General features: G+C 42.3%; 16 protein-coding genes. 7 read left to right on the top strand and 9 right to left on the bottom strand.

Features of this window, described 5'->3' with window-relative positions; genetic code table 11:
* Positions 1-171: 171 nt before the first annotated feature.
* Together HNR43_RS01055 and pepF are read left to right on the top strand one after the other, a co-directional pair.
* Positions 172-1,356 carry a competence protein CoiA gene (locus tag HNR43_RS01055; protein WP_183240398.1) on the top strand — a complete coding sequence of 395 codons (1,185 nt, stop codon included), beginning with the start codon at positions 172-174 and terminating at the stop codon, positions 1,354-1,356.
* Between the two features lie 37 nt (positions 1,357-1,393).
* Complete coding sequence (pepF, locus tag HNR43_RS01050) at positions 1,394-3,190, top strand: oligoendopeptidase F (protein ID WP_183240395.1); 1,797 nt, start codon at positions 1,394-1,396, stop codon at positions 3,188-3,190.
* A gap of 24 nt (positions 3,191-3,214) precedes the next feature.
* On the opposite strand, the gene HNR43_RS01045 is transcribed toward pepF, so the two are convergent.
* The 5 genes from HNR43_RS01045 to HNR43_RS01025 all read right to left on the bottom strand — a co-directional run bounded on the left by HNR43_RS01045 (position 3,215) and on the right by HNR43_RS01025 (position 6,069).
* Positions 3,215-3,379: a hypothetical protein gene (locus HNR43_RS01045; RefSeq protein ID WP_183240393.1), complete on the bottom strand. Its 165-nt coding sequence runs from the start codon at positions 3,377-3,379 to the stop codon at positions 3,215-3,217.
* 237 nt (positions 3,380-3,616) lie between these two features.
* Complete coding sequence (locus HNR43_RS01040) at positions 3,617-4,429, bottom strand: ClpXP adapter SpxH family protein (protein WP_183240391.1); 813 nt, start codon at positions 4,427-4,429, stop codon at positions 3,617-3,619.
* A complete protein-coding gene (locus HNR43_RS01035) occupies positions 4,413-4,817 on the bottom strand; it encodes a globin domain-containing protein (RefSeq protein ID WP_183240388.1) in 405 nt (134 codons plus the stop codon). The genes HNR43_RS01040 and HNR43_RS01035 overlap by 17 nt, the downstream gene beginning before the upstream one ends.
* 56 nt (positions 4,818-4,873) lie before the next feature.
* On the bottom strand, positions 4,874-5,482 hold the full coding sequence (locus tag HNR43_RS01030) for a lytic transglycosylase domain-containing protein (protein ID WP_183240386.1): 609 nt from the start codon (positions 5,480-5,482) through the stop codon (positions 4,874-4,876).
* Positions 5,479-6,069: a CYTH domain-containing protein gene (locus HNR43_RS01025; protein ID WP_183240383.1), complete on the bottom strand. Its 591-nt coding sequence runs from the start codon at positions 6,067-6,069 to the stop codon at positions 5,479-5,481. Before HNR43_RS01025 ends, HNR43_RS01030 begins: the two co-directional genes overlap by 4 nt.
* A gap of 110 nt (positions 6,070-6,179) precedes the next feature.
* On the opposite strand from HNR43_RS01025, the gene HNR43_RS01020 reads away from it, so the two are divergent.
* From HNR43_RS01020 to HNR43_RS01005, 4 genes are read left to right on the top strand one after another with little or no spacing between them, the layout of a single operon-like run.
* Positions 6,180-6,554, top strand: coding sequence for a UPF0738 family protein (locus tag HNR43_RS01020; RefSeq protein WP_183240381.1), 375 nt, complete (start codon positions 6,180-6,182; stop codon positions 6,552-6,554).
* A gap of 12 nt (positions 6,555-6,566) precedes the next feature.
* Positions 6,567-7,205: a GTP diphosphokinase gene (yjbM, locus tag HNR43_RS01015; RefSeq protein ID WP_183240379.1), complete on the top strand. Its 639-nt coding sequence runs from the start codon at positions 6,567-6,569 to the stop codon at positions 7,203-7,205.
* Between the two features lie 5 nt (positions 7,206-7,210).
* Entirely contained in the window at positions 7,211-8,002 is a 792-nt protein-coding gene (locus tag HNR43_RS01010; protein WP_183240376.1) for an NAD kinase, read from the top strand.
* Positions 8,003-8,014: 12 nt separating this feature from the next.
* Entirely contained in the window at positions 8,015-8,893 is an 879-nt protein-coding gene (locus HNR43_RS01005; protein ID WP_183240374.1) for an RluA family pseudouridine synthase, read from the top strand.
* On the opposite strand, the gene prpE is transcribed toward HNR43_RS01005, so the two are convergent.
* The 4 genes from prpE to HNR43_RS00985 form a co-directional block, all read right to left on the bottom strand.
* Positions 8,890-9,627: a bis(5'-nucleosyl)-tetraphosphatase PrpE gene (prpE, locus tag HNR43_RS01000; RefSeq protein ID WP_183240371.1), complete on the bottom strand. Its 738-nt coding sequence runs from the start codon at positions 9,625-9,627 to the stop codon at positions 8,890-8,892. The two genes, HNR43_RS01005 and prpE, sit on opposite strands and share 4 nt — an antisense overlap.
* A 66-nt stretch (positions 9,628-9,693) precedes the next feature.
* Positions 9,694-10,080 (bottom strand): hypothetical protein, encoded by a 387-nt coding sequence (locus tag HNR43_RS00995; protein ID WP_183240369.1) that lies wholly within the window; start codon positions 10,078-10,080, stop codon positions 9,694-9,696.
* Positions 10,081-10,105: 25 nt separating this feature from the next.
* Entirely contained in the window at positions 10,106-11,212 is a 1,107-nt protein-coding gene (locus HNR43_RS00990; RefSeq protein ID WP_221248104.1) for an amidase domain-containing protein, read from the bottom strand.
* Between the two features lie 160 nt (positions 11,213-11,372).
* A complete protein-coding gene (locus tag HNR43_RS00985; protein WP_183240366.1) occupies positions 11,373-12,536 on the bottom strand; it encodes an FtsW/RodA/SpoVE family cell cycle protein in 1,164 nt (387 codons plus the stop codon).
* A gap of 112 nt (positions 12,537-12,648) precedes the next feature.
* Between HNR43_RS00985 and mgtE the strand changes: the two genes are divergently transcribed.
* Positions 12,649-13,971, top strand: a complete 1,323-nt coding sequence (mgtE, locus tag HNR43_RS00980; RefSeq protein WP_183240364.1) for a magnesium transporter — start codon at positions 12,649-12,651, stop codon at positions 13,969-13,971.
* Positions 13,972-14,009: the final 38 nt, after the last annotated feature.

The raw sequence follows: 14,009 nt of genomic DNA, 5'->3' as shown, positions 1-14,009 counted from the left end.
GCGTTCGCCCATCATTCCACATCTTGTACTTCTATTGTATGACAAAATGTGAAAGAAGGGAAATAAAAAACGCCTAATTCAATAAATTTAGTTGTTCCCCTATTTTTTGTATTTGTTGCAGGAAAAAAGGCGATATTGGTGAAAAAAATATGTGGAGAAAGGGGAGGTTGCATGTTTGTCGCATTATTGAAAAATGGAGAAACATGTTCGTTATTAGACGATTGGACGGTTGAACAGCTACATGTATTGCGAGCGACGCAGTCGTTTTTTTGCCCTGTTTGTTTGAAGCGAGTGCAATTGAAAATTGGAAAAAAACGAATGTCGCATTTTGCGCACGAAACGACATGTACGATCGAAACAGAGCGAGAGACAATCGCCCATTTACAAGGGAAACAACAGCTATATGAATGGCTGATCAACGAGAAGATCGAAGCGGAAGTCGAAAAGTATTTACCGCATATTCGTCAGCGTCCGGATGTATTTGTCATGCATGAAAAAAAGATGTACGCAGTCGAATATCAATGTTCTATCATTCCATCTTCTTTATTCGTGAAACGAACGAACGCGTACGTAAACGCACATATTGTCCCAATTTGGTTGCTTCATTCATCACATGTGCAGCGCCGCGGTTTGTTTTTTCAACTATCTTCATTTTCGTGGCTTTTTTTCAATAGTTACGAGATGATTCCGCTCTATTGTCCCGAACGTCGCGAAGTATCGTTTCTTCATCATCTCATCCCGCTATCCGCAACGATGGCATACGGAGAATGGACGACGATTCCGCTCGATACGATGTCATTTTCTTCTTTCCAACAAACGCCTCAACGACAATACGATAACTTGTTTCACGCATGGCAGATGAAAAAGAAACAATGGCGGCTGTCTCCGTTGTATTATCGAACGAATCGCACCTTTTGTCGCATCGTTTATGAAACGCATATGCCCCCATCGTTATTTCCGCATGAAGCAGGGATTCCGCTTCGCCATTCGTATTGGTTAAAGACGCCTCCGTTTATTTGGCAAACGTATATGTTGCTTGAGATGATGCGTATTCCGCCTCATATGACGTTTTCGTTTCATCAATTATATGAACGAATGCAACATTTCATTCGTCAAAACCTCATTCATATTCGTCGATTGCCACTTATGACAAAAAGTCATTATTCGTATGCGTTCATGGACTATTTACATGCGCTCGTGTCGCTTCGATTGTTGAAAAAAGTCGGAAAAAGTACGTTTCAGCGCATTCGATCATGGTCGCTCCCACGTACGATGGAGGAAGCGATGGAAGGGGATAAACAAGTACTGGAGCGAATCGTAAGCAAAAAAGAGGATTTTTTCACAAAACGAGAATAATATATAAGTAAACATTTTTATGTAAGAGGTGATGAACATGGCAAAAACGTTGCCGACACGTAAAGACGTTCCGGTAGAGTATACGTGGCGTCTTGAAGATATTTTTGCGACAGATGAACATTGGGAACAAGAATTTCAAGCAATTCACGCACTTCTGCCGAAATTTTCGGAGTATAAAGGAAGATTAGGGGAGAGTGCAGAAACGTTATACGAAGCGTTGCAATATCGCGACCATGTGTTGTTGCGACTAGGGAAATTATATGCGTATGCGCATATGCGCCATGATGAAGATACGACAAATTCGCTTTATCAAGGATTGGAGGCAAGAGCGGAAGGATTGTATGCGGAAGCAGGCAATGTGATGGCGTTTATCGTCCCAGAAATTTTAGCGCTTGATGAATCGGTCGTGCGCACGTTTTTACAACAATACGAACCGCTTCGGCTGTATGAGCACGAATTAGATGAAATGAATCGCCAACGTCCGCACGTGTTATCGGAAAAAGAAGAAGCGATCCTTGCGCAAGCGGCAGATGTCATGAATGCGTCCAGCAATACGTTTGGAGCGCTAAACAATGCCGATTTGCGTTTTCCGACGATTACAGATGAAAACGGGGAAGAAGTGGAAGTGACGCACGGTCGTTACATTCGTTTTCTTGAAAGCGAAGATCGTCGTGTTCGTCGCGATGCGTTTAAAGCGGTGTACGATACATATCGCAAATATGAAAATACGTTTGCTAGCACGTTAAGTGGAGCGGTGAAGCGCAATAACTTTTTTGCGCGCGTTCGCAACTATCGCTCGGCGCGTGAGGCGGCATTAAGCAAAAATCAAATTCCTGAAACGGTGTACGATAATTTAATTGAAACGATTCATCGTTATTTGCCGCTTTTGCATCGTTACGTTCAATTGCGCAAGCGCGTGTTAGGGCTAGATGAGTTGCATATGTACGATTTATATACACCGCTTGTGAAACAAGCCGATATGAAAGTGACGTATGAAGAAGCGAAAGACATATTGTTAAAAGGGCTTACGCCACTAGGTGATGAATATATTTCGATCGTCAAAGAAGGATTTGATAACCGTTGGGTCGATGTGCAAGAAACGCGCGGCAAACGAAGTGGAGCGTATTCGTCTGGTTCGTATGGAACGAATCCGTACATTTTAATGAACTGGCAAGATAATGTGAACAACTTATTTACGCTTGCGCATGAGTTTGGTCATTCCGTGCATAGTTATTATACGCGCAAATATCAACCGTATCCGTACGGAAACTACTCGATTTTCGTCGCTGAAGTTGCATCGACGTGCAACGAGGCGCTATTGAACGATTATTTATTACAAACGATCGATGATGAGAAAAAGCGGTTATATTTATTAAACTATTATTTAGAAACATTCCGTGGCACTGTGTTTCGTCAAACGATGTTTGCGGAGTTTGAACATATGATTCACGAGATGGTGCAAAACGGTGAGGCGCTCACGGCGCAAGTATTGACGGAAAAATATTATGAGCTAAACAAAACATATTTCGGCGATGGCGTCGTTATCGACGAAGAAATCGGTTTAGAATGGGCGCGCATTCCGCACTTTTATTACAACTACTATGTGTATCAATATGCGACAGGATTTAGCGCAGCGACCGCATTAAGCAAACAAATTTTAGAAGAAGGTACACCGGCGGTCGAGCGTTACATTGAGTTTTTAAAAGCAGGAAGCTCCGATTATCCGATTGAAGTGTTGAAAAAAGCAGGGGTCGATATGACATCTCCAGAGCCAATCGAACAGGCGTGTCAAGTGTTTGAACAAAAATTACAACAGCTTGAGCAACTATTGTAAAAGGCGACCGTGCGTCGCCTTTTCTTAATGAAATCCGCGAAAGCGATGGCGGTTGTTCAAATAAGTGAAAAAGGAAAAAAAAGAAAGAAATAAAAACGGAATAGATATGAATAACGGAAATAAGCGCATTAATGCGAAAAAGTGAATGATAAGTGCCACAGTGATCCAAATGATATGTGCGACAAACATCGAATCCCCCCTTATTTATTCATAGTAAGCAAGAGAGAAAATAATTATGACAAATGTGTGAACAAGTAAACAAAACACTTGTCAAGACACAAAGGGATTTGTTAATATATAAACGTGAAGTGAATCACAATCAAACAAACTTATACCCCTTTGTTTGACCGTGAAAAATTTCTCCCATCCCCTTTGTTGTCTTTATGACAAAGAAAAAGGACTCGGCATCCCCCGAGTCCTTTTTCTTTATCCGATCCAGCGCCAAAATGAGCCGATTTTCTCCACTTTTTGTTTTAAACGCAATTTTTTTAATTCACATTCAGCTTTGCTGTGCGGGATGTTGTACACCATCGCAATATCATCGGTTGTAACGAATTGAGCGTGATGTAAAAACTGTTCAATTGGTGGAAGCGGAGATGGTTGAGGATGAAACCCGAGCATTTCATGGATTAAGTCGACATATACGTCGTACGGATAACAGCCTGAAATTTTAATGCCTTCATCTTCAATATTTTCGTTGAAAAAGACGAGCGTCGGAACTTCACGAACGTCCATTTCCGCACGAATTTTTAAATCGCATTGAAGCGCTTTGACGGCACTTGGTGAAGATAAGTCATTTATAAATTCTTGCACATCTAAACCGGCAGCGACGGCGCATTGAATGAGCGTGTCTGTCTCTGTAATCGTCTTGCCTTGAATAAATACAATTTCTTGTAGTTGGCGTAAAAAGCGAATGCTTGCTTGTCGCCCTTGCAATTCAGCTGCTTTCACAGCGAGCGATGCAACATATGGAATCGGTAGCGGTGTTTCAAGAAACACTCGGTCTTCACAGGCGATGCCAATGCGCGATGCATGGCGATCAATTCGTTTATAATTTACGCCATTGAGTCGATCGAGTTGACCGGTTAAGACGTGACGTAACGTAAAATATTGTCCATATTCGATCCATAACTTTTTTAACACAGGCTCAAGCGCCCAGCAGTCCGGGCAAAGAGGATCGACAAATAAATAAATTTCTAGTTGTTTTGTCGTTCCTTCTTGCTTACCATTCACCTTCATGCTCCTTTCGCTCGTCGTCTGGTGTATTAATCATATGTTGAGCAGTTAGAATGAGTCGCTGATACAATTCATCGCGAACGGGTCCTTTTAGTCCGATTGCATCCATCGCCTCATGCATACAGGCAAGCCATGCTTTTGCGCGCGTTGGCGTAATCGGAAAAGGCAAATGGCGCGCACGCAACATCGGATGTCCGTGCTCTGCTGTATAAAGCGGTGGTCCGCCTAAATATTGTGTTAAAAATTGTTTTTGTTTGCGCGCCGTTTCTGTTAAATCGTTTGGGAAAATAGGCGATAAGTCGGGATGTTTCGCTACCCGTTCATAAAATGCATCGACGAGCTTGGCGATAACTTGTTCGCCTCCAATCGCTTCATAAGGGGATTGAAACATATGAAAAACTCCTTTGCCGAAATATATCAATATTGTAACAATGACTTTGTTTCATCTCAAACGATGTGACTTGTGGAATAGTACGTTTGCATGACTTTTTTTACATAGTTCATTGTTTCACGAAACGGTGGAATGCCTCCATGTTTTTCGACATTGCCTGGTCCTGCGTTATATGCGGCAAGCGCCAGCGCGATATTGCCATCATACCGATCGAGAAGCTGACGTAAATATTTCGTCCCACCCTCAATGTTTTGTTGTGGGTCGAAGGCGTCTTTTACCCCTAACATGCGCGCTGTGCTCGGCATTAACTGCATAAGCCCCATGGCACCGACGCGACTTTTTGCTTGCGGATTAAAATTAGACTCATGACGAATGACCGCATAAATGAGTTTCGGATCGACATCATATTTGGTAGCGGCTTCGTCAATCCATTGATGTATCGCATCTTTATGAAGCGGTGCACTCGCTGTATATGTCGGCGCTTTCGTTTCTTCGCTCGTCATAAGCGGGAGCGTTGGGCACATCGTTTCCGTTTCGTCGTTCGTCTCTGTCGTTAACAGCTCGCGAAACAGATCGTGAAACGAGGTTGTCGCTCCTTCTTTTTTTCCTTGTAAATGTTGCAACGCTTGAAGTTCTAAAAGCAATTTGATTTGTTGCACGTTCATGACGATCGCTCCGTTTCGTATTTCGCTTCGTAAAATCGTTCAATTTTATTTTTCGTTTGTCGCTTTGGAATATGAAACGACTGTAACAGCGCTGAAAACACCTTTTCTCCTTCAGTTCGCTCGCTTGCTTCGTATTCGACTTCATAGTCCGACACGTTCATATATTCGCTATAGTCAAGGACGAGCGTGCCGTTTTTATAAGGTCGTTCGACGCGGCGTGTTGTTAGTGCACCAAAACAGACGATCGCTGTCGGATCAATATGAAGCGACTGCAATATGTTTGCGATGTCGCCTTGGAGTGACTTTGCGCCCGAAATAAGTGCTGTCGCAGTTTCGGTTGATAATGGTTCGTGCGTTTCTAACAGCCCGTCTTCATATGGTTGTTTTAATGTTAATGTATATGTGCCGTTTTTCAAACGAATGCGTAATGCGCTTTTTTGTTGTTTCAATTGAAAGTCGGGGGTGTCGAAATAATAATTTTGTTGCACGTCCCATTCATCATCACGCACCGCAAACGCATGGGTGAACCGAGCAAATTCTTCAACCGTTAACATATTTTTAAATTCAATTTCAAGTTCGTGTTTCATGTTTTCTTCTCCTCACGTCATTCTACTTTTATTATCAACATGTACGCGAAAAAGTGCAACTAGTGAACATCGCTAGGCGAAATGTGGTAAAATAAAGGCGGACATCATAGATGGACGGAGGACAGAAAATGAAAATATATGTGCATACAGCAGAAAAAAAAGAACATGGATGGTACGTCACGTGTGAGGCGTCGCTTCAAGGCTTAAAGCCAAAACGACATATGCTTGTTGATTCTGATGCGTGTGCGTTTGTATACATATTAGAAGCGAGTGATGCGTTCGTTTATGTCGTCATGCCAAAAGAAGTATGGGGGGCGATCAAAGAAGCGCTTCGCACAAACGAGCCGATGTTTCTTGTCGGGAGTGATATAACGATCGAGTTAGAAGGCATTCATGAAGAAGTGGCGTACTTAATTGAAAATATTGAAGGAAATGCAAACTACGGTGAAGAAATGGAACAGGCGGTAACGGCATTTTTCGCATAAGTAGGTGGTTGAATGGAAAGACATTGGGAGTTTTTTTTAGCACCGTACAAACAAGCGGTTGAGGAGTTGAAAGTAAAGCTCAAGGGGATGCGTACTCAATTTGAAATGCAAGGCATTCATTCACCGATTGAATTTGTGACAGGAAGAGTGAAGCCGATTGCGAGCATTTTAGATAAGGCACAAAAGAAAAATATTCCGCTCGATCAATTAGAGGAACAAATGCAAGATATTGCGGGATTGCGTATGATGTGCCAATTTGTTGACGACATTCAAACGGTTGTCGAACTGTTGCGCAAGCGAAACGACTTTACGATTGTCGAAGAACGTGATTATATTACGCAAAAAAAAGATAGTGGTTATCGTTCGTATCATGTCGTCATTCGTTATCCGGTGCAAATGATTTATGGTGAGAAAAACATTTTAGTCGAAATTCAAATTCGCACGCTGGCGATGAACTTTTGGGCGACGATCGAACATTCGTTAAACTATAAGTATAGCGGCAAGTTTCCAGAAGATATTCGCCAACGATTACAGCGGGCTGCGGAAGCCGCATATTTGCTAGACGAAGAAATGTCGAAAATTCGTTTTGAAATTCAAGAGGCACAAGCGGCGTTTTCGCGCAAGCAAGAAGTAAAAGATAATGAGGGGTGAGGCGCGTGAAATTTGCGGTCATATCAAAAGGGGATGCGATATCAAACGAATGTATGTATAAAATTCGTACATATTTAACGGATTTTCGCTTAACGTATGATGAAGATGAACCGGATATCGTTATTTCGGTCGGAGGGGATGGGACGTTATTGTATGCGTTTCATCGTTATCGAAGTCGGTTGGAGCAAACAGCGTTTGTCGGGGTACATACGGGGCATTTAGGATTTTATGCGGATTGGGTGCCGGATGAAATTGAAAAGCTCGTCATCGCCATTGCGAAAACGCCATATCAAGTCGTCGAATACCCGCTCCTTGAGGTAACGATTCGATATGTGGGCGGCGGACGTGAGGCAAAATATTTAGCGCTCAATGAATGTACAGTAAAAAGTGTGGGTGGCACGCTTGTGATGGATGTTGAAATTCGCGGAGAATTGTTTGAAACGTTTCGCGGCGATGGATTATGCATTTCGACGCCATCGGGAAGCACCGCATACAATAAAGCGCTTGGCGGTGCCATTTTACATCCGTCGCTGGAAGCGATTCAAGTGGCGGAAATGGCGTCCATAAACAACCGCATTTTCCGAACGATCGGCTCACCGCTTATTTTGCCCGCGCATCATACGTGTATGTTAAAGCCGGTCAATGACGTCGATTTTCAAATTACGATTGATCATTTATCGCTATTGCATAAAGATGTGAAGTCGATTCAATGCCGCGTTGCCGATGAAAAAATTCGCTTTGCCCGTTTTCGTCCGTTCCCGTTTTGGAAGCGCGTGCGCGAATCATTTATTCAGTAGAAAGGGATTTGTATGTTTCAACTTCGTTGGATCGTTACACAACAACAAGACGGCATGCTCGTTCGTGAATTTTTAAAACAACAACATATTTCAAAAACAGCGCTCACCGATATTAAATTCCAAGGGGGACGAATTGAAGTGAACGATATGCCTGTGACTGTTCGTTACGTGCTAAAAGCAGGCGATGAGGTGTGCGTGACGTTTCCCCCAGAACAAAAAAGTGCCCATATGGTCGCTCAGCCGATTCCGCTTTCGATTGTGTATGAAGATGATTACGTGATTGTTATTAATAAGCCGCCGCATATGGCGACGATTCCGTCGCGTGAACATCCGCAAGGGACGCTTGCAAATGCGTTATTGCATCATTATGAACGACAACACTTGCAAACGACGGTGCATGTCGTCACACGGCTTGACCGCGATACATCCGGGCTTGTGCTTGTGGCGAAACATCGCCATGTGCATCATTTATTAAGCGAACAACAAAAACAAGGTCAGGTAAAGCGGCGCTACGAAGCGGTTTGCCACGGTTATGTCACCCCGCTCGTTGGAACGATTGATGCGCCGATTGGGCGAAAAGGAGAAAGCATCATTGAGCGGGAAGTGCGACTAGACGGTCAGCGCGCAGTGACACATTATGAAGTATTGCAACAGAAAAATGAGATGACGCACGTGTCGATTCAGTTAGAAACGGGGCGTACGCATCAAATTCGCGTCCATTTTTCATATATCGGTCATCCGCTCGTTGGCGATGATTTGTACGGGGGCTCGCGCGCACAAATCGACCGCCAAGCGTTGCATAGTTGTGAGCTGACGTTTTTTCATCCATTTCTTGAAAAAACGATGACGTTTCAAGCGCCTCTCCCTCATGACATGGCCCGTTTGCTTTAGTCAAACGGGCGAAATTTTTCTGCGACATACGGCATCGTTGACGAAACAGAAACGGTCTCCATTTCTGGATAGCGAAGGGCTGTGAGTTGTCCGCCGAATACGCAGCCGGTGTCGATGTTGACCGTGTTGTTTAGCCAGCGCGGTTCTTTAACGGGCGTATGTCCGTATACGATGAGCGCATCTCCTCGGTAATGTTTTGCCCAATCGCGACGAACGGGCGAGCCATCTGGATGTTTTTCTCCTGTAATATCGCCGTATAAGACGAACGTTTTTACTTTTTGATTCGATTTGCCAATATAGTCCCCTCGAATGCCCGCATGAGCGATGACAAGTTTTCCACCGTCTAAAACGGCATAAAGCGGGGCGTTTTCGTACAGTTTCATAAATTGCGTACGAATGCGCGTTTTTGTTTTCGCATCCGCTTGTTCCCATTCGGCAACGGTCGTTTCAAGCCCATGTGTCACTTGCACGTTTCGACCGAGAAAAAAACGATACAATTTGTCGCAATGATTGCCCGGCACGTACACCGCTTTATTTTGTTGAACGAGCGAAATGACCGTATCAATGACGCGCAATGACTCGGGACCACGATCGGCTAAATCGCCGACGAAGGCAAGCTTTCGCCCGTTCGGATGAATGGGGATATCGTTTTCCAAAACGTAGCCAAGCTTTTTTGTTAATAACATGAATTCGTGAAAACAACCGTGAATATCGCCAATAATGTCGTATATCATTTATTGATCTTCCTTTTTTGCTATTCATTATGTACAACAAATCCCCAGGGCAATACGCGCTGGGGACTACTCATTTTTTTGCCAAAAGATTTTTGGATCATATTCCGTAATTGTCATTTTGTCGTTATAAATACTTACTTGAATGAGTCGATCATCCTTACTAAACATATAACGATTTTCACCAATCTTCTTTATCGCTTCTTCATCTTTCCAACCTTCATTCACAATTGTCTGATAGAAGGGATGAGATGGTATTAAGTCAGGTGCCATAGGCTCTTTTAATTGGAACATAGCCTGTCCGATAAAGACAGGATGTGCCTTATTTTTATCGCTTATTATTTTTATGACTTTTGCCCCTTCAGGAATTGGAAATCCATTGTACATAGGAATTTCTTTTTTATTGCATCCTATCAACAAACTTAACAAGATAAATAACAATATACATTTCTTCAATATTTTCTCCCCACTTTAAACTTCACTAATTCGAATACCAGTAATCATTTGTTTGAATAAAGTAATGTTTTGTTGACGGATTGACTGATTTCCAAGGACGATTATAGTCACTTGGAGTATGTTGAGCAGTTAAGGGTTCTCCGTTGCTATTATAATTCACTACAATAGAAAGATGATCGAAATAACCATCGTTGTCAAAGTCATATCCGACAAGGCTGCCGACTTTCAAATCTTTTACATTACTTATATAATAAGCACCTAATCCGCCTGCATCATCGTTCCTTCTTGCATAATATACATAATCATGGGCAACAGACCAACTTGTAGTGTTTTGATTACCTTGATACCACCAACGCAAATCACCCCACCAGTCCATATTTACTCCACCACCACGGTTAATTGCTTGTGAAATAAAGTTCGTGCAGTTGTTTGCAAAGACTCTAAAGTCAGGGTTATTTTTGTTATACCAATTGTATGCATATGATTTAGCACCTGATCGATCGTACAAATGCTGTGTGGACATGATACTTATATCGTTAAATGTTTTAACAGCAGTTTGCTGTTCGATCATCTTTTCAATTGTAGGCAAGTTGAGATTTGGAGATTGTTCACCGAAGTAGTCCATTTCATCTTCGAATTTGTAGTCAACTAATAAGTATGAATAGCTTCTTTTGTTTTCGTTAAAGGAGAAAATAAACTCATGTGTTCTTGTCTCTAGCCATGGATGTTCCTCCATCTGTTTTTTATTTTTGTATTGGTAGTATTTAGCTACTTCCACACGTAAGCTCAATTTGATTGCTTCATTCATTTTATCTATTTGCACATCATCCACGTTTAAAATTTCTATTTTTTTGTATGATGCACCTAATTCATTTATATAACTTTTATCTCTCTTTATAATACTTTCCAATCTCAATTGCGACTTAGTATTTTTTAGTTGAGGTACTTCACTTTCTTCTTGTTGTTGTGAAATAAGAGAGTTGTATCTCTTTTCAATGACTTTTAAAGCTTCTTGAACAATTTTATTTTTCTCTTGTTCGCTTATATTGTTGTTATGGGCAAAAGTAGCGGAAACAGGGTGAATGGAAAAGAAAAGCAAAATAAAAAAAGTGGAGATGAACATATTCCTCATATAGAACACCCCTTTTTTAAATAAAATTTTATCAATCAAGAATAATTTTAACATTTAAGTAAAACTTATTTCAATGGGTATTATTTACTGTGATTATAGTAGCGTATATGTGAGAGAGACATGTGAAAAAATAGGGGAGGTGACAAAGTCTCAGCCTCCCCTATTGTTCAGCAGAAAACATAAATTTTTGTGTGCGCGAACGGACGTTTAAGACAAGTCCAATGGCGAGCATGTATGTGGCAAGCGAGCTTCCTCCGTAGCTGACGAACGGAAGCGGAAGACCGGTAATCGGTAGCAACCCGATCGTCATGCCGACGTTTTGGAATACTTGGAACGTAATCATGCCGATGACGCCTGCGCATAAATAACTCCCGAATGGGTCGTGGCATTCTAAGGCAATTTGAATCATGCGGTAAATTAATAGGAAAAAGAGCGACACGACGATGCTTGCACCAATAAAGCCGAATTGTTCCCCGATAATGCTAAAAATAAAGTCGGTATGCGACTCTGGCAAATAGACGTCTAAATTTTTATATCCTTTTCCATACAACTCCCCTGAGCCGATTGCAAGCAACGATTTCACAAGCTGAAATCCTTGTTCGCTCGCATATTCATATGGATTTAGCCAGCCATAAAAGCGGTTTAGCTGGTATTGCTTGATTTTTAACACATCTGGGAAATATAAAAACGCCACGATAAACGCTGTCGCTCCAAGTACAGCCAGACCAGCAATAGCTGCGATAATGCGCAGCCGAATGCCGGATACGAGAATAAGCGAACCAGCGATGGCCATAAACACCATCGACATCCCCATATCTGGTTGACGCGCAAGTAAAAAAAGCGGCGGTAGTAGCGATAATGCGATTTTACCAAGCAATTTTAAATCGTCTTGTAACGTCGGATCATGGTACTTTTCGCGATGGTTGACGATAATCCGGCTAATGACGATAATCATAAAAATTTTCATCAGCTCAGACGGCTGAAAGTTTCCGCCCGGCAGGCTGTACCAACTCGTTGCCCCTTTAATTGTTACTGTACCCGGGACGTTTAATTCTAATCCAAGTAAAAGAATCATCCCGAATCCATATAAATACCAAGCGATTTTAAACAACCGATCGTAATCGAAAAGCATCGTCACCGCAACGACGACGGCACCGATGGCGTACCACATGAGCTGTTTTTGCGCAAAGTTAATATGTTGCAGTTTAGCAGGGAGCGTCTCGCGCGCACTTTCGATGGCGATGGCGCTCACGACTGCGATTAAAAATAAAATGAACAATAAATGATAATCTATTTTTGTTTGCGTCGTTTTTTCATTTTCCATGTGTTGTTCCCCCTGCGTTTCATCGTGCATTCTCATTTTACATCGTTGCTTGCAAGTTGGCAAAGATTCGCGCATAATAAAAAAAGCGATTTTTGTCGAGAGGAGGGGTATTATGTTACAGGCGTTATATGATGGAAAAATGGAAGCGTTTCGCGAGCAATTTTTAAAATTACATCCGTACGAGCAGGCGAAGTTTTACGTTGAACAAAGCCCAGAAGTGAGAAAGCGGATGTATGAATATTTATCGCCAGCAGAAATGGCGGAAATTTTTGACCATCTCGACATTGAAGAAGATGAATATAAAATTTATTTATCGGAAATGGATCCGTTATTTGTCGCGCAAATGCTCGCTCATATGTATGCGGATAATGCCGCGGACGTATTAAATGAGCTCGATAAAAAAGAAGTGGCGAATTATTTAACGATTATGGACGATGAAGCGGCGAAAGATATTCAAGGACTGCTTCATTATAAAGAATATACGGCCGGAAGCATTATGACAACGGAATATATCGCCATTCACGCCAATCAAACGGTGCGTTCGGCGATGCAAATTTTGAAAAAAGAAGCGGCGAATGCGGAAACGATTTATTATTTGTACGTCATTAACGAACAGCGTCAGCTCGTTGGGGTGTTGTCGCTTCGAGAGCTGTTGACGTCGGATGATGATGAAATGATTGCCGATATTATGAACGACCGTGTCGTGTCCGTATTTGTTGATGAAGACCAAGAAGATGTGGCGCGCAAAATGCAAAACTACGACTTTTTAGCGCTTCCTGTCGTCGATGCAAACAATCATTTACTTGGGATTATTACCGTCGATGACATTGTCGACGTCATTTCGGAAGAAGCGACAGACGACTATTCGAAACTTGCCGGGGTTCCTGATGTTGATATTCAATACACCCCATTCGAAGCGGCGAAAAAACGGTTGCCATGGCTCATTATTTTATTGTTTTTAGGGATGATGACCGCGAATTTAATTAGCCGTTTTGAAGACACATTGCAAAAAGTCGCCATTTTAGCTGTGTTTATTCCGCTTATTGCTGGGATGTCAGGAAATACAGGGACGCAATCATTGGCGGTAGCGGTGCGTCGCTTGGCGATGGGGGATTTCGAAAAAGAAGGAAAGTGGAGGATGCTTGCGCGCGAGGCGTTAACAGGATTACTTATTGGATTATCGTGCGGCGTCGTCATTACGATTGTCGTGTATGTATGGAAGCAGCAGTTTTTCTTAGGTGTGCTCGTCGGATTAGCGCTATTTGCGACGCTAACAGTCGCGACAGTTGCGGGGGCGCTCATCCCGCTTTTTATGCATAAATTGCGCATCGACCCAGCTGTTGCCTCTGGTCCGTTTATTACGACGATTAACGATTTAATTAGCATTCTCATTTATTTTGGCTTAGCGACGATGTTTATGGATTATTTATTATAAATTCCCTATTTGAAAGTAGGGAATTTTTTGTTATAATC

This window comes from Anoxybacillus mongoliensis (genome assembly GCF_014201515.1).
Lineage (GTDB): Bacteria > Bacillota > Bacilli > Bacillales > Anoxybacillaceae > Anoxybacillus > Anoxybacillus mongoliensis.
The sequence above is the reverse complement of the archived record's forward strand: the minus strand, read 5'-3'. Positions and strand labels throughout refer to the sequence as shown.